Origin of the sequence: Aquimarina sp. BL5 (genome assembly GCF_003443675.1) — a bacterium.
Classification (GTDB): Bacteria; Bacteroidota; Bacteroidia; order Flavobacteriales; family Flavobacteriaceae; genus Aquimarina.
This window is the reverse complement of record NZ_CP031963.1, coordinates 4,256,616-4,272,834: the sequence shown is the minus strand read 5'-3', so window position 1 is coordinate 4,272,834 and position 16,219 is coordinate 4,256,616. Positions and strand designations below refer to the sequence as shown.

Annotated in this window: 13 protein-coding genes; 6 read left to right on the top strand and 7 right to left on the bottom strand. The window is 32.0% G+C overall.

Annotation, left to right across the window (positions count from 1 at the left end; genetic code table 11):
* The first annotated feature begins 24 nt into the window (after positions 1-24).
* The gene (locus tag D1818_RS17760; RefSeq protein WP_118460304.1) at positions 25-324 is read left to right on the top strand and encodes an STAS domain-containing protein; all 300 of its coding nucleotides are present in this window, start codon (positions 25-27) and stop codon (positions 322-324) included.
* A gap of 42 nt (positions 325-366) precedes the next feature.
* Positions 367-1,584, top strand: a complete 1,218-nt coding sequence (locus tag D1818_RS17755) for a glycosyltransferase (RefSeq protein WP_118460303.1) — start codon at positions 367-369, stop codon at positions 1,582-1,584.
* Positions 1,585-1,627: 43 nt separating this feature from the next.
* Here D1818_RS17755 and D1818_RS17750 read toward each other — a convergent pair whose 3' ends face one another.
* Genes D1818_RS17750 through D1818_RS17740 form a run of 3 tightly spaced genes read right to left on the bottom strand, consistent with a single transcriptional unit; the run spans position 1,628 to position 7,490 of the window.
* Positions 1,628-3,151: a cellulase family glycosylhydrolase gene (locus D1818_RS17750; protein ID WP_240338267.1), complete on the bottom strand. Its 1,524-nt coding sequence runs from the start codon at positions 3,149-3,151 to the stop codon at positions 1,628-1,630.
* A 14-nt stretch (positions 3,152-3,165) separates the two neighbouring features.
* On the bottom strand, positions 3,166-4,398 hold the full coding sequence (locus D1818_RS17745) for a hypothetical protein (protein ID WP_118460301.1): 1,233 nt from the start codon (positions 4,396-4,398) through the stop codon (positions 3,166-3,168).
* Positions 4,398-7,490, bottom strand: a complete 3,093-nt coding sequence (locus tag D1818_RS17740; RefSeq protein WP_118460300.1) for a hypothetical protein — start codon at positions 7,488-7,490, stop codon at positions 4,398-4,400. The genes D1818_RS17745 and D1818_RS17740 overlap by 1 nt, the downstream gene beginning before the upstream one ends.
* A gap of 256 nt (positions 7,491-7,746) precedes the next feature.
* Here D1818_RS17740 and D1818_RS17735 point away from each other — a divergent pair, with 256 nt between their 5' ends.
* Both D1818_RS17735 and D1818_RS17730 read left to right on the top strand, forming a co-directional pair.
* Positions 7,747-8,568: a dolichyl-phosphate beta-glucosyltransferase gene (locus D1818_RS17735; protein WP_118460299.1), complete on the top strand. Its 822-nt coding sequence runs from the start codon at positions 7,747-7,749 to the stop codon at positions 8,566-8,568.
* A 26-nt stretch (positions 8,569-8,594) separates the two neighbouring features.
* On the top strand, positions 8,595-9,563 hold the full coding sequence (locus D1818_RS17730; protein ID WP_118460298.1) for a type I phosphomannose isomerase catalytic subunit: 969 nt from the start codon (positions 8,595-8,597) through the stop codon (positions 9,561-9,563).
* Positions 9,564-9,603: 40 nt separating this feature from the next.
* Here the strand turns inward: D1818_RS17730 and D1818_RS17725 are convergent, their stop codons facing one another.
* Positions 9,604-10,578 carry a DKNYY domain-containing protein gene (locus D1818_RS17725; RefSeq protein ID WP_118460297.1) on the bottom strand — a complete coding sequence of 325 codons (975 nt, stop codon included), beginning with the start codon at positions 10,576-10,578 and terminating at the stop codon, positions 9,604-9,606.
* A gap of 73 nt (positions 10,579-10,651) precedes the next feature.
* Positions 10,652-11,971: a WG repeat-containing protein gene (locus D1818_RS17720; protein ID WP_118460296.1), complete on the bottom strand. Its 1,320-nt coding sequence runs from the start codon at positions 11,969-11,971 to the stop codon at positions 10,652-10,654.
* Positions 11,972-12,206: 235 nt separating this feature from the next.
* Between D1818_RS17720 and D1818_RS17715 the strand changes: the two genes are divergently transcribed.
* A complete protein-coding gene (locus D1818_RS17715; protein ID WP_118460295.1) occupies positions 12,207-13,331 on the top strand; it encodes an aminotransferase class I/II-fold pyridoxal phosphate-dependent enzyme in 1,125 nt (374 codons plus the stop codon).
* A complete protein-coding gene (locus D1818_RS17710) occupies positions 13,328-14,269 on the top strand; it encodes an ornithine cyclodeaminase family protein (RefSeq protein ID WP_118460294.1) in 942 nt (313 codons plus the stop codon). The genes D1818_RS17715 and D1818_RS17710 overlap by 4 nt, the downstream gene beginning before the upstream one ends.
* A gap of 66 nt (positions 14,270-14,335) precedes the next feature.
* Here the strand turns inward: D1818_RS17710 and D1818_RS17705 are convergent, their stop codons facing one another.
* Positions 14,336-15,409: an alkene reductase gene (locus D1818_RS17705; RefSeq protein WP_118460293.1), complete on the bottom strand. Its 1,074-nt coding sequence runs from the start codon at positions 15,407-15,409 to the stop codon at positions 14,336-14,338.
* Between the two features lie 142 nt (positions 15,410-15,551).
* On the bottom strand, positions 15,552-16,088 hold the full coding sequence (locus D1818_RS17700; protein WP_118460292.1) for a hypothetical protein: 537 nt from the start codon (positions 16,086-16,088) through the stop codon (positions 15,552-15,554).
* Between the last annotated feature and the right edge of the window lie 131 nt (positions 16,089-16,219).

Sequence of the window (16,219 nt, the reverse complement as noted above, 5' to 3'; positions counted from 1 at the left end):
ATTATTCTCCAAAACCTAAATATTATGAAATTACAAATCATAAATCAAAAAGGAACATATGAAATTAACGGAGATTTTACTGGATTAAACAATCATCTTGTAAAAGATCATTTTAATTACTTACTTGATCATTATCAAGAAGTAATAATGTGTTTGAAAAAAGTAAAAAAAATGGATAAAAGAGCTATCCGTGTATTGCAGATCATTCATAAAAAAGCAGTAAAAAGAGGAAAAGTACTTTTTATATTAGGAAGAGAAAATAAAAATATAGTACCTACATTTAAACAGACTAAAACATCTTATATCTTTAGAAATGATTATTAGTATGTTTCCGCAAAAAGGATATTAATAAAATTAAAAGAACTCATGAAACTAGCCATTGTAACAGCTTATCCACCTAGTAAAGTAACCTTAAATGAATATGCATATCATTTGGTAAAACATTTCAGACAACATAAACAATTAACTGAAATTATTTTACTTACCGACACTGCTCCCGATCAAGCGGATATCAATTTTGAAGAAGATGGTTGTAAAATTACCGTAAAACAATCTTGGAAGTTTAACTCCTATACCAATGTAATGTCCGTAATGAAGGCTGTGAATCAGACTAAACCAGATGCTATTCTATTTAATCTACAATTCATGAAGTTTGGGGATAAAAAAATAGCTGCTGCTCTCGGGTTATTATTACCATTATTATGTAAGAGAAAAGGAATTCCTACGATTGCGTTATTGCATAATATTATGGAGCAAGTTGATTTAGGAAATGCTGGTTTTACAACTAATAAAGTCTTGCAAAAAATATATAATTTCATTGGAACTACGCTTACTAAATTTATACTTTCTGCAGATAAAGTAGCTGTTACTATAAGTAAATATGTAGATATTTTGGAACAAAAATATAAGGTGGATAATATTGTATTAATTCCTCACGGGACTTTCGAAATACCAGAAGAACCTTCTTACGAATCCTCTGGAGATATTTTAAAAGTAATGACTTTTGGTAAGTTTGGAACTTACAAAAAAGTTGAGGTAATGATAGAAGCAGTAGAAATAGTAAGAAAAAGAACTCAGAAAAATTTAGAAATAGTAATTGCTGGAACCGACAATCCTAATGTTTTAGGCTACCTAGATACTGTAAAAGAGAATTATAAAAACGTTCCTCAATTAACTTTTACAGGATATGTAGAAGAAGAAGATGTTCCGGTTATTTTTAAAGAAAGTGCGATGGTAGTTTTTCCCTACACATCTACAACAGGAAGTTCTGGAGTATTACATCAAGCTGGGAGTTATGGTAAAGCTGTGGTTATGCCAGATTTGGGAGATCTTAGTATTTTAGTAAAAGAAGAAGGATATAGAGGAGAGTTTTTTGCTCCTGATGATGTAGAAAGTTTAGCGAATGCAATTGAAAAAATAGTTGTAAACCCTGAATATAGAACAGAACTAGGAAAAGCTAACTACCAAGCAGCGACTGCTTTGCCAATGAGCACAATCACAAAAATGTATTTAGACACATTTAACAATATCAAAATTGGTACAAGCAAAAAGAAGGAGAAAGAATTACATGGAGTATCTGCTTAAATAAAAAAGGCTCTCTTTATATGCTTACAAAACGAATTGTTTTTCAATAACTTATGAACTGAAAAGCATCTTTTTTATTTCCTTCAGAATCAATAAATCCAAAATGTTTCTGAGCATTTTTACGCCAGGGCAATCTACCAACTACGCTGGTTGGGATATTGTCAAAATCGTACAATGTCCAAGACATATAGTGCAGTTCATTCTCTTGTATTATTTTCTGAAATTTCTCGTGATAAAAAGCTTGATCTTTTTCAGAATTCCCAAACGGAGCCCATAAACCACTATTAGAAGATAAGCCAAACTCTTGTAACACTAAAGGTTTGTTTATGGAAGATATCGTATTAAAAGATTCCGAGAAATTTTCTAAATCTTTATAGTAATGAAAAGAAATAATGTCTAGATCATCCCTTAGTAAATTTGCAAATTCTATGGATGACCAGCCGACCGTTATAGGATGTACATTATCTAAAGATCGCACTTGACGAATCATCTCGTTTAACCAAGCCAGTACGGTTTCTTTTCTTCTACTCTCAAAATCTAAATCAGGTTCATTTTTAATATCCCAAGCCAAAAGTGCGTTATGATCTTTTATCGCATGTACGATTTGCTCTACATGCCTATGCGTAAAAGTCCAATCATCAATGGCATAATTTCCGTAAAAGTCAAAAAGAGTTAGTACTACTTTTAAGTTAGTTTCTTCTGCAAGGTCTAATACTTGTTGTAGCTTTTGGAGTTTTTCAACTTTTACATACTCTTTGCCAAACTCTTCATAGGGCACAAAAATTCTAATAGTATTAAGCCCAGCATTTTTAATAATTTCTAAGTCCTTTTTAATGGTAGCGATTTCAAAATCATCGCCGAACATGTTCCAAGGAGTCTTTTGGGGATAATAATTAATGCCTTTAATTTGATAGGTGCTACTATCGATTATAATTTTGTTTCCTCTTACGTGCGGAGATTTTTTTTGTTGTATGGTATCCGGTTTAGCCAAAGGTTGTTTAACAATATGTCTAACTCTCCAGAATCCATCTTCTAATAGCATGGCAATTTTGTAATCAGAGGTGTCTGTAGTTTCAAACTGTAACTCATTTTCTTTAAAAAACTGCGTGTAAGATGTTACATTCTGATCCTCAAAAACCACTAACTGTCCATCAGCACTATAAAAATCTAACGCCAAGTTGTGCTTTAAGGTAGTACTAACTACTTTTATATTATTTTCGATATTAAACTCAATACCTCTCATTAAATTTTCTCGAGCACTTTCTGTATAGAAGTCAAAAATCCCTAATGAATCATAGGTTATATATCCTACGTTTCTAACATACCAAGAATTAATATAATCTTTTTGGATATCTATCATGGTCTGTTTTTCGATAGGTCTTGCAGGATTTATAGTGTCTTTCCAATTGACCTTGGGGATATAGGCTTGTTTGTTTTTTACACCAACGTGCAGCATCATAGAACGATCTGCACCAGTATTGAGATAGGATAATGTTTGACTTATACCCAACAGAATAAGTCCATTTATTACTATAAATGAAATAATAATGAAAGATCTATATATCATTTTATTTTGTTTTCTCATTCTAATACTATGTGATCGTATTTTTTTCGTATACCCATACCTATAACTTCTAAAGTGTACTCTCCTTTAGGAAAGAAATCATCAGATAAATAGAATTCTACAAACCCTTTAGAAGAGAAATTGGTAAATGTTTCTATTAATGTTCCGCTCCTATATATATTTAAGGAAATCATGGCGCCATCTGGTATAATTTGATTCATAAAACTCAAGATAGCTCCAACTTTAATATTCCTTTTGTCTTCAGTAAAAGTGATTGTATAGTCTTTTACTGCAGGTTTAAATTCTAACACAAGTTCATCACTTTCTGCCATTTCCGGGATAAAAGCTTGTGCCTTCCACAATGATGCTTTTACTGGATGTACCATATATCCTCTTGCAACACCTTTGATAGTAGTTCCAGAAGACCGTAATTGTTCGTTATGATTGGTTAGAATACTAAATTCTACAATACGTCCATCACTTATAGTATTTCCATATTCATCTTTGATCTCAGAAGTAAAAAATTCCACAATTTGATTCCCATCTGCATACTCGTGTTTTTTTGAAGCATTTAGTTCAAAATCCTGAGCTTGTGACGGAAAAACGTCAAGTGTAAATTCTTTCGAAGCTAAATTATTTGTGTTTGCACTGACAAGAATTCTTCCTGATTTTTGATAAGAATATATGTTTTTCCAGACAATAAAATCATCGATAAATAGATCAGAATCTTTTTCTAGATTTAAAAATTGATGTTTTATAGTAACTAAAGTACTATCCTCAATTGGATTGTCATATTTATCCGCGGGTATTATGGTAAACATACCATAATCTTTTCCTCCTGCAGTAATACTTGTAGGACCTAAATAAGATTCTAGCGGTTCTTTAATCACTTTAGATGCTTTCACATGTAAATTTCCAGAATATATTTCTTGGCTATTAAAAACTAGTTTATAATTAATTACCCCTCTTTTTTTAGATAAAAAAGAAGGTATTTTAAAAACTAAGGTATCCTCTTTTTTTTCAGAATCAAGAATTGATATTCCATAAGAGCTTTTTACAACAAGAGCAATATTAGTAGTTTCATTTGCTTTAAATTTCAAAATAATTTCTTCGTCTGCGGTATAAGTATTTGTAGTATGCAGCTCCGTAACACTTACTTTTTGAATAGTTTGCACAATCGAATTGCTTGTGGTAAACCCAACAACAAGAATCACTAAAAATAATAAATATGTATATGTTCTCAATTTCATTAATTAGGGGCTCCTATATAGTTATTAACTTCTATTTTTATAAAACTATAACCAGCTCCGTCTACTGGTATAAAGGAATAATCCTTTTGATCTCTTCTTCTATTAGGCGTTACTTTATGACTAATATCTTTATTCGGTAATCCATTAATAAAAATATTCTCCATCTCCTGACTTATAGATTTTAAATTGCTTATTTCTTTTAATGTATATGTAAAAGGTTTTTTACGCTGAGGTCTGATTCCTTCTCTAATATAAGAGTGATCTACCCAGATAAGTTCTTTTTGATCATTATAGTAGGATATAATCAACTGAGGGATGGTTATTTCTTGTAAACCAGAATTAAACAATACACCGCGTACCATATTTTTATCAATTTTAACCTCAGAAAGAGCAAGCCCTTTATATAAATCCGTTGTAGCTACATTACCCGCACATTGTAAGTTAAAAGTTAGAGGAATATCTGTTAGGTTTATAGCAGTAAATTCATCTGGATTGAAGGTTTCAGGTTTTTGTTCGTCTTTGTTCATCCAGGCAATCCCTTCAAAATTAACCCTAAAACTAGTAATTTCTTTAGGTACCAGCTTATGTTTCATCTGATCTTTTGCATTGTATACAGCTAATTCCAGATTGTCGGAGTTATAAAGTGTCGCTTTTATAATAACATCTGCCGGTACGTTATCAATATTTTGAATCTCACCAACTACAGAATATGTAGTATCATTTTTAATAAGATTTGCGCTCAGAACCTCTAATACGGGTTGCTTTAAAACATCTTCATGAAAAGTTTGTTCAGAGGATATTCTTCTTCTTCCGTGATTATAGAACTGAGTTTTGTTTTGCGAGAATAATTGATCAGGAGGAATATCAAGATCATAATTAGGTGGTTTCACAAACCATTCCCTTCTATGTTTTACTAACTCTAAGTAAAATACTTTGTCTATCCTTTCTAATGGGGTAATCCAATAAGTGGTTGCTTTCGCTTTTGCTGTACTATCTGTTTGATTGAGAATACTTACGTTAATCTCATCCATTTTGGCATATGAACTTAATAAACCATCGGTTACAGCGATCTCTAACATATATTGATCTTCTTCCTTATTACTTTCTGGATCGATATAACTATACGCTCTTTTAAATTCCTTGAAGTCTAATGCATCATAATAGGCTTTTACTACATTTTGTGGACTTATTTGTGTAGCATTTTTGATGTAAAAAATATACCCCCCATAACTTATAATTAATAAAAGAAATACAGTCCAGATATGTTCTAAACGTATCATATAATTTTTAAAGCCCCTATATTTTATTCCATACTTAAAAAAATCTGGATGCTTTTGATCTCGAGTTTTAAGGGCTTGTATCCAAATTATCTGAATATTAATAATAAAAGCCAGTAAAACAGTTATGACTGGGATCAAACCCCACATTAGTTTCAATGGTAAGGCAACATCATCTTTTGGAATGATATTAGGAATTGGTGGGATGTTTAATTTTTCCCAAACCATAATGCCATTTTCTAATTGTCTTAGTCGCTGCCATCCGCAGAAGTATAGAATAGGGTCATAAAACTTATCATTAGAAAACACATATTTTAAATTGTATTTTTCAGGTACTGTTAGAAATTGTTGTAACGAACCAATACCTTCTACCCCTCTAAACTTTGAATTTTCTAATCTTTCTACTGCTCTAGAAGTTAATTCAGGAAGTCTTCTTGCAGAATGGTAATTACCATCTACTGTCATCGCATTGGTTTGGGCAGATAACCAAGCCATTTGATCTCCAAAACCTAGTGGCAGATAGCGCCAGTGATCATGCTGATCCTGTTTTAGGAAATTCAAAATAGGAAGCATCTTTATTTTTTGTGGTTGTGAAGGTCTAAAATATCCTAAACTCATAGTGAATATACATACAAAAATATAAGCTCCCGCTAGAGAGCCCCCTAATATTCTATGGTATACACTACCATATTTTTGCTGTAAGGTTTTCTTAATATCTCCTTCTATAAAGCGGTAACAGAACTCTCCAAACATAGGTAAAGACATAATAGAAGCCCACAATGTAAATCTGTCTAGTGTTAGAATATTAAAAGCATTATCCCCTAGTAACACCTTAGGAATAGGAGTTGTCCCTCCTGTTCCCAGTATACTAAGTAAAGTAAAAGATAAACCAAAAAACAAATATCTTTTACTGTAATATCTATAAAACAGATAAGGGAAAATGAATAAAAGTATACCCCAAGGAATTAGAAAAAAAACAAGTCCAGAGGAGGTTATTTCTATAAAGTTATCTCTAGAGCCATGCGGAATTGGAACCTGCGTAATTGGATTATTTTTAGTATTGATCCAGTAAGGTAAAATACAAGTAATGATAAGCACTAGAGATCCCATACCAAAACCTACAATTCTCCAAAAAAGTTTAAAAAAGGTATTTAAAAATATTTTAAACCGAATCGCTTTATAAGAACCCTCTTGGTCTCTAGCGCTATCCATAATTACCATTCCAATAAGCGGAAATATAAAAAAGACCATTCCGAAAATAGGAGTAACATGATGAGAAGTTACGGTAACTGCTAATAAGCTAAAAGCTCTTAATAGATATTTGTATTTACCTGTTTTGATCCATAAATAAATTTCCGGTAAAGAATGCATTAAAACCGAAATTCCAATAATACTTGGTAATTGACCAAATATGTGTAAGGTTTCTACAAAAGAGGAAGAGAATACTGCAACTAATGCTGCATAGCCAGCAATATTTCTCCTACCGGTCATAAGTAATGAAAATCTAAAGACACCTGTTATAAATAGAATGATAGCGATGATACCAACTGTAAAGAGTCCAAACTTAAGACCTCCTATTAAAGATAACAGGCCTATACTTTGGTGCACCAAGGGAGGATATCCCATCACGGTAAAACCTGTGTACCAACTATAATTCCAAGGTTCGAACCAGCTAGATGCATAATGATCGGCAAAAAATAGGTGGATCAAAGCGTCATACGTAGTCTCTAAGGTAAAGAAGATGGCAGAACCGTGGAATAAGACTCCAATTAGTAATGCACTGATTAAATATTTGTTTGTAATTCTTTTCTCCATTAAACAACCGTAAGCGGAAACTTCCCTTTAAATATACAAGAAACTTTCTCTGGATTAAATATACAATGCGGAAACTTCCCTTTAAATATACAAGAAACTTTCTCTGGATTAAATATACAATAAAGCTTTGTGTTTCGACGAGTGGTACACCTTTCGATAAATGCCATTCACCGAAAGTTTTTTTTTAGTGATCGAATTGCCCCATTCTCAGACAGCTACCTGTCCTACTTTTGGTTTGTAACCCAAAATAATTTTTATGAAGACAGGAATAATCATACCATGCTATAATGAGGAAAAAAGGTTAAACGTAAAAGCTTTTAAAAATTTTGTTCGCAAAGAAAATGAGTATCATCTATGCTTTGTGAATGATGGTAGTAAAGACAATACATTAAAAGTACTTCAAGAAATTCAAGAAGTAAATCCCTCTAAAGTAAGTATAATTGATATGAAAAAAAATGGAGGTAAAGCGGCAGCAGTCAGAGCCGGTTCTCGATTTTTATACAGTTTTGTCGAAATAAACTATATAGGATTTATCGATGCAGATCTTTCTACAGATTTTGAAGATTTTGGAGATTTATTAAAGACTTTAAAAACAAATAATGAATTAAGTTTTGTTTTTGGCTCAAGAGCCAAAAATGCATCAGAAGCGATAGAGAAAGATAAAATAAGATCATTATTATCCAAAGTAATTAATATACTAATTGTTTTAATTGTCGGATTATCAATAGAAGATACACAATGCGGAGCCAAAGTTTATAGAGCAGAATTAGTACCTATTGTTTTTGCAGAAACTTTTTTGAGTAAATGGCTTTTTGATGTAGAGATGTTTATTAGAATGAAGAGATATTTTGGAAAAGAAAAGACTATAAAAATAATTTTTGAACAACCACTAAAGAAATGGATTCATATGGATGATTCTAAATTAGGATTAAAGGATTCTTTAGAGATTCCATACAGATTATTATCTATATGGCTTAACTATAACATATTACAGGATTTTAGTTACGCTAATACAAATGAAGTTTCTGAACCTGCTATAGAAATATTCGGACTTCCTATGACATCATTAGCAGCATAATTCATAATCTCCTAAAACTTAGTATCATGATCAATTATCCAATTAAATTCGAGCCGATCTTAAAAGAAAAAATATGGGGTGGCAACAAACTTAAAAATGTACTTCATAAAAACACAACACTTAATAATGTTGGAGAAAGCTGGGAAATCTCTGATGTGGACAATTCGGTTTCTGTAGTTGCTAACGGAGCATTAAAAGGGCTCAATTTAAAAGAATTAATCCATCAGTATACATCAGATTTCATAGGAAAACAAAACTATAAAACCTTTGGAGATAATTTTCCCATATTAATAAAATTTATTGATGCAAAAGAAGATCTTTCTATACAAGTACATCCAGATGATACCGTAGCAAAAAAAAGACATAATTCTTTCGGAAAAACGGAAATGTGGTATGTAATGCAAGCTGACAAAGACGCTAATGTGATCGTTGGTTTTAACCAGAAGATGTCTCAAGAAAAATACAAATATCACCTGAAACAAAACGAATTAAAAGATATTCTACATTATCAAGAAGTAAACGAGGGAGATTCTTTTTTCATCAATGCTGGAAAAATTCACGCAATAGGTTCTGGAGTGTTATTAGCTGAAATACAACAAACCTCGGATATTACATATCGAGTATATGATTGGGATAGAAAAGATACTCATGGTAATGGCAGAGAGTTACATACCGACTTAGCTCTGGATGTAATCGATTACAATAATAATAAAGATTACAAAACTTTATACGAAAGAAGATACAATCAGTCATCGACCATCGTAGATTGTAATTACTTTACAACCAATTTTCTGAAAGTAAAAAACAGTTTAGTAAGAGCATCCAATACTATTGATTCTTTTATAGTATATATGTGTACAAAAGGAGCCGCAGAAATAACAGTAGACTCCAATACAGAAATGATTCAGGAAGGCCAAACGGTATTGATACCTGCAACTGCCAATCAGATTGAAATTAAAGGAGCCAATGCAGAGTTTTTAGAAGTTTTAGTGTGAAACTTATGATTACTACTTATAAACAGGGTGTGACAAAAAATTACTTTTTTACTACCTCACCTTGTTCAAAAGTATGATTCTTGTCCTTATACCGATACACTTTTTCTGAATAATGAAAAGTTTCTACATCCGCTTCTTTCATTAAGATTCCTGTGAAATACACATGTTGTTTGTCTTTAGCGTATTCTTCATTGATAACAGTAAAACTATCACTATTTGCTTCTTCAATTTCAAAACCTTGATAAAACACCTTACCATCTGCTTTAAGATGTGTTTTATTAAGAATATTTACACTTTCAAAATTAGTATAAGGAATTATTTGTAATTGCTTTTCGGTTCTTCCTCTTACATATTCAGCGAAATAATAAATATTTGTTTTGTCATACGCAAAATAATCGTCCATTTTCTGAAAATTAGCTACATCCACATCAAATGTTTTAAAGAATTGATAGGCATTACAATAGGCTTGATTTTTATCTAAATGAAATGATTTATTTATTTGTCTAAAAGTAGTATAATCTACATCGATGATTTTATAATCAAAGAAGTTATTTTTATCATCTTTAGCAAAAAATTGATTTACTTGAACATAAGTCATTGGATTTGCTCCTTCAATAATAGTAGCTTTTACTTTAAATTTACCTTGCTCAACTTCTCGACTGAATATATAAACATTGTTTTTATCTAAACCAATATCCCACATCCAATCTTCCTCTTTCGCAAAAAAGCTTTTCACATCTATATAAGGATAATGAGCAGCTCCTCCTAGATAATAAATCCTGTTTTTATCCTTCCCGAATTTATTAGTCAAAACTTTAAAACTACTAACGTCCGCCTGTAATTTAGTTGCCTCCAGTTCAAACCAGTTTCCATTAGGACTGTAGATAATATCTGTTTTTGAACTATTATAAAAATGGCTATTCGAGATTTTTTCGTCAATTGGATTTCCCAAAGGGCTGCACGCTTGAATTAACCAAATAAATGGAGCGAATAAAATTTTGAAGATCGTTTTCATTTAAATTGAGATCATATATTTAATTACAAAAAAGGTAGTGCTTTTTTTACAATACCTTCTTTAATCAATCTAATTACATAAAATATTCAGTACCATCATAGGTGATATAACCCGATTGAAAATTTGCATTTTTCACGAAAGCAAGTCCTCCCTCAAAACGACGTGCATGAACGTATTTAGGAGGTACGATTTCTTTTCCAGAAGCATCAATAAAACCAAAATTAAAAACTCCTGATATACTTCCAGTAGCTTCTATAGTTTCTATAGTGTTATCAAAATTTAATTTGGGATCCAGAACCGAAACCAAAGATAGATCTTCGCAATAAGGGTCTATTGTGCAATACTTTGGCTCAACTACTTCTTCTCCTTTATAATTTGCATATCCTAGTAAAGCTCCTTTTTTAATAGGAATTCTTCCTCGTTCTATTGTCTGTATCACTTGTCCCATTGCTTTAGGCAAATCATATTGAATCGGAAGTAAAAATGTACCATCTGGTTTTACGAGTCCCCATGTATCATCCTTAACTACATGCATGAAACATTCTTCATCAGGACCAAACATTCGAATATAAGAATCACTTATTTTTTTTCCTTGGGTATCGATAAAATAGACATATTCATCCTGAAATATTGCACAAGCTCCATTATCAAAATCCAGCGCATATTGAAACTGAAAATCAATTACTACCGTTCCTTTTTCATTAATAAAACCATACAACCCATCTTTTTGGGCAGCACTCAGCCCATCTCTTAACTCTCCTAATTCAGAAAACTGAGGAGTCACGACCCATTCACCATCCAGATTTATGACACCCCAATTAGCACCTTCTCGACAAGCTGCCTGACCATTAGAGAAACCTCTTGCCTCATCATATCTAGCATCTATAATCAATGCTCCTGTTTTTGATAAGAGTCCATATTTCCCATTATCTACAAAAGGCCAATTCTCATTTTCTATTGATTTAATATCATCATATGTAGGAGGTAATAATTCCTCTCCTTCTTCTGTGATTAATCCCCATTTATTATTTTTCTTAAAAGGAGCAATTCCATCAAAAAATTCTTTAATCGCCTCGATTTCTTTGATAACCTCTATTGGAATTTTTGGGTGAAAATTTCCCGGAACCATGTTCCTCCATCCTTTATCAAATGCTTCATCTATCACCGTTTCTCCATCGTTGTGAATAATAGGAATGAGTGTTTCGCCAGAGGAAGAAATTAGTCCATATTTATCTTCGACCCTCACTAATGCAACATTATCAATGAATGGATAGGTTTGATCGTAAATTAGCGGAATTATAATATTTTTTGCACGATCAGAAAATCCCCATTTCTCTTCTTTTCGGAAAGGTATAAGCTTTGGAAAATACTGAGTTTGGTTTTGGTTTTTCATGATATCTTAAAGGTTTTTTATTTAGAAATGAATCCATATAAATATATTGTTTTTTGAATAATATTTAATATATACTCATACCCCATTAATTATCAACACTTAACAACGGATCAGTTTTTCTCTTTTAGGTTAATTAGAGTTTTTATTAAAACCCAAAAATTGGCTTTTTTTTCTCATTATTTTTTCAAGTAAACCTTATTTTTAGTTATTAGACTTTTTATCAAATGACTTAGATATGAATATAGCACCATTTAAATTAGAAAGATATTACACAATTCACGAATTTTCTGCTAAGTATCCTCTATGCAATTCTGATTGTGAAGCAATGTCAATAAAGGATTTACTTTCTTTGGAGAAAGGAGCTATGGATAAGTTTCATGATTTATGGCTAGGGTATACAGAAACAAAAGGCCATCCTGATTTAAGAAAAGATATTACTACTATATATAGTCAAATAACTCCTAATGATTTACTGGTATGTACAGGGGCGCAAGAACCTATTTTTTTATTTTCTCAAGCTAATCTTGCCTTAGGAGATGAAGTTATTGTACAATGGCCGTGCTATCAATCTCTACAATCCGTTCCTGAAAGCATAGGGTGTAAGGTGTCAGAATGGAAAGTAAAATATGAAGATAATATCCCTGTTTTTGATATAGAGGACTTGAAAAAAATGATAACTAGTAAAACCAAAGTTATCTATCTTAACACGCCTCATAATCCCACTGGTTTTCATTTTTCTAAAGAGGAACAAACGACTATTGTAGAAATTGCTAGAGCTCACAATATCATTATATTTTGTGATGAAGTTTATAGAGAATTAGAACATTCACCAGATTATACTATCCCCGCATTTGCAGATGCTTATGAACACGGCGTTTCTGTTGGTGTTATGTCAAAGGCTTATGGCCTTCCTGGTTTAAGAATTGGATGGATAGCCTCTAGAAATTCTAAAATACTAGAAAATGTAGCTATTCTCAAAGAATATACAACGATTTGTAATGCTGGGCCAAGTGAATTTTTAGCTGGTATTGGCCTCAGGAATAGAGATAAAATTTTAGAACGAAATCTTAGAATCATTCACAAAAACTTATCTCTATTCGATATTTTTTTTAATAAATACTCTGATTTATTTTCGTGGTATCGACCTAATGCAGGTCCAATTGCATTTGTAAAAATGAACTTTGACAGAAACGATGCAAAATTTGCAGAAAATGTCCTGAAAAAACAAGGTGTCTTATTATTACCAGGAGACATTTATAATTTTAAAGGTTTTTTCAGAATTGGTTTTGGTAAAACTGCTATGCCAAAAGCTCTTGAGCAATTCGAAGCATTTGTTATTGAAAATTTAGTCAACGTATGATACACATAACTTTTGAACAAATACAATCTCTTATTAAGATTAAAGACTTATTTGAACCTGTTAAACAATCATTTATTGATTATAACTCTTCTCGTCTAATCGGAGTGCCCGTAAATCTATTACATTTTCCTAATAATTCAGATGCACATATTAAAACAGCTGCTATAGAGGGATATGAGTATTTTTCTATAAAAGTAGCCACTATGTTTCCTAATAATAGAAAACAAAATAATTCCCCTTATAACGGTTCGATATTTCTTTTTGATTCAGCTACTGGAGAGTTAAAAGCCATATTGGAAGACAAGGGAATTTTAACTGATTTAAGAACCGCTGCGGCAGGTGCAGTTATTACCGATTTTGTAGTATCGCCCCAATCTACTAGAGTTTCAGTGATTGGTACAGGAATCCAGGCATATTATCAAGTTTTAGCTTTAAGTAAATTAAGAACTATTTCAAGTCTGATTATATACGGTAGAAGTAAAGAAAACGCAATCTTATTAAAAAATAAATTAGAAAAAACGCTTCAGAGTATATCCATAACCATTGTTGGTTCTGTTGAAGAAGCCGTAAAAAACTCAACAATTATAATCACAACTACTTCAAGCAAAATTCCTTTGATAAAAGGAGAATGGTTGCAAAAAGGACAGCATGTTACTGCTATCGGAGCAGATGACACCTTCAAAAAAGAACTAGATCTCGATTGTTTTCAAAAAGCAGATACCGTCTTTGTTGATAGTCTAGATTTAAACTTAAAATTTGGAGAATATACTAATGCTATTAGATCATTTTCAAAACTTAAAAATAAAACTATTGAGTTTGGATCAATATTCTCTAACAAAGATTATGTAACTAAGAAAAATAATATAACGATTGCCAAATTAGTAGGTTTAGGAACCCAAGATTTGGCAGCCGCTACCTTAGTTATGAATAAACTGTAGAAGGCTTTTATAAATCAAAAGAGTAGTATAGATTGACTCTACTCTTTTAATTTATAAAAGTTATGACTAGTAGTCTGTGTAACCTACTTCGCCTGGTGTATAGAAAGTATCAGGATTGGGGTCTACTAGTGTTTGATTTGTTCTTAATTTTTCAACCATGTTCGGATTTGAAATAAAAGGTCTTCCTATGTATACCAAGTCGAGACCATTTTCTAAAATTGCTTCTGCCTTTTCTCGAGTATTTACATCGCCTCCTGATATAACTGTCCCTTTAAAGTTATCCTTAATAATTTTTTTAATGTTTAGTGTAAAATCAGGTGCACCAAAAGCTACTCGCTGATCCACAATATGCATATAAGCAAGATTCAGAATCGATAATTCTTTTGCTAAATGAATAAATGTATCTTCTAAGTCTTCATAATCTGCCTTCATGTCATTGAATTCACCATAAGGTGAAACACGTAGACCTACCTTATTGCCATCGATTTCATTTGTTACTTTTTGAGCTATTTCTATGACAAATCGAGTCCTATTCAAGACAGATCCACCATAATGGTCTGTTCTTTGATTTGATTTTGGGTTAAGGAACTGATTTAACAAGTAACCATTTGCTGCGTGTAATTCTACACCATCAACCATAGCTTCATTAATTAATCTTTTAGAAGCGGATACAAATTCGTTTTGAATGCGTTCTATATCTTTTAACGTCATCTCTTTAGGCATGTCATGGGGAACCATTCCATCTTCAGTATCAGTACTTATTTCTCCAGGCGCTTGAATACTTGAAGGTGCTATTGTAATACTACCTTCTGGCATATTAGCTTTTGCAGAAATTCTTCCAGTATGCATAAGCTGAACAAAGATCTTACCTCCTTCTGCATGAACTGCATCTGCAATTTTTTTCCACCCTTCGATTTGTTCATCCGAGTATGCACCGGGAATACGAGAATATCCTATACCATCGGGAGATGGAGAAGTGCCTTCAGAAATAATAAGTCCTGCACTTGCTCTTTGCTTGTAATACTTGGCCATTAGTTCGTTAGGAATATTATTTTCAGCTCTCGATCGCGTTAACGGAGCCATTACTACTCGGTTCTTTAGTTCAATATCACCAAGATTATATTCTTCAAATAGATTCATTTCGCTTTAATTAAATTTTAAAATTATTAACAGTGAGTTTGTTATTAAATACATCATCTTTCTTACATCATAGTTGTTTTTTGCATCGGAATAAAAATTCGTAGTTATGGATTATTAGCTCAACTATTTTTTCATAAAGTAACTACCAAGATTTAACAGATTTAAGAATATTAAAATAAAGACCTACTCCAAAAAACGCAGTTGCATCATCTCCATAGGTACCACCAATTTCGATATAACCTTGAATATAGTCTTGAAGTATTGGCGTAGTAAAACCCAAAGAATATGTTCCTGTATTTCCGGTAAATGACTTGTCCGAAGCAATATAAGTGCCTAATTGATCTATAATACTGTAGGTTAAAAAAGCTCCTGCACTATTAGAACCAAAGTTATAATATGGAGCAAAAGACCAGTCACCTTTTGCTATTGCAGCGGTTAAAAACAGGGAAGTATCTGTTGAGAATGGAGGGTCTCCTTCAAATGTTGTAGCTGCAAAGGGAGCAAAAATTAACCCAATAAGTAGTTCTTTAGGTTCTTTTTTATTTTGGCTTTCATTAAATTGGTAAAACTCGGTAACCTCAACACCTTCAGCAATAAAAGCTTGCTCGTCTTGATTTTGAGCTATTAAATTACTAGTACAAAGGCACGAAACAATTCCTAGAAAGATGGTTTTATACATAATAGATTTGTCTTAAGCGAATAAATATATGTGTATTGATTCTATTTTTTTTCAAAATCATCACACGATTAATAATAAAATTAAAATTGATACTATGATTTACATGAAAGGTCCAAGTTCATCGTAATGTT

Coding starts and splice junctions, on each gene's coding strand:
- D1818_RS17715 (WP_118460295.1), top strand. CDS start 12,207: ATGAATATAGCACCATTTAAATTAGAAAGATATTACACAATTCACGAA.
- D1818_RS17705 (WP_118460293.1), bottom strand. CDS start 15,409: ATGAATCTATTTGAAGAATATAATCTTGGTGATATTGAACTAAAGAAC.
- D1818_RS17710 (WP_118460294.1), top strand. CDS start 13,328: ATGATACACATAACTTTTGAACAAATACAATCTCTTATTAAGATTAAA.
- D1818_RS17755 (WP_118460303.1), top strand. CDS start 367: ATGAAACTAGCCATTGTAACAGCTTATCCACCTAGTAAAGTAACCTTA.
- D1818_RS17720 (WP_118460296.1), bottom strand. CDS start 11,971: ATGAAAAACCAAAACCAAACTCAGTATTTTCCAAAGCTTATACCTTTC.
- D1818_RS17745 (WP_118460301.1), bottom strand. CDS start 4,398: ATGAAATTGAGAACATATACATATTTATTATTTTTAGTGATTCTTGTT.
- D1818_RS17725 (WP_118460297.1), bottom strand. CDS start 10,578: ATGAAAACGATCTTCAAAATTTTATTCGCTCCATTTATTTGGTTAATT.
- D1818_RS17730 (WP_118460298.1), top strand. CDS start 8,595: ATGATCAATTATCCAATTAAATTCGAGCCGATCTTAAAAGAAAAAATA.
- D1818_RS17700 (WP_118460292.1), bottom strand. CDS start 16,088: ATGTATAAAACCATCTTTCTAGGAATTGTTTCGTGCCTTTGTACTAGT.
- D1818_RS17735 (WP_118460299.1), top strand. CDS start 7,747: ATGAAGACAGGAATAATCATACCATGCTATAATGAGGAAAAAAGGTTA.
- D1818_RS17740 (WP_118460300.1), bottom strand. CDS start 7,490: ATGGAGAAAAGAATTACAAACAAATATTTAATCAGTGCATTACTAATT.
- D1818_RS17760 (WP_118460304.1), top strand. CDS start 25: ATGAAATTACAAATCATAAATCAAAAAGGAACATATGAAATTAACGGA.
- D1818_RS17750 (WP_240338267.1), bottom strand. CDS start 3,151: ATGATATATAGATCTTTCATTATTATTTCATTTATAGTAATAAATGGA.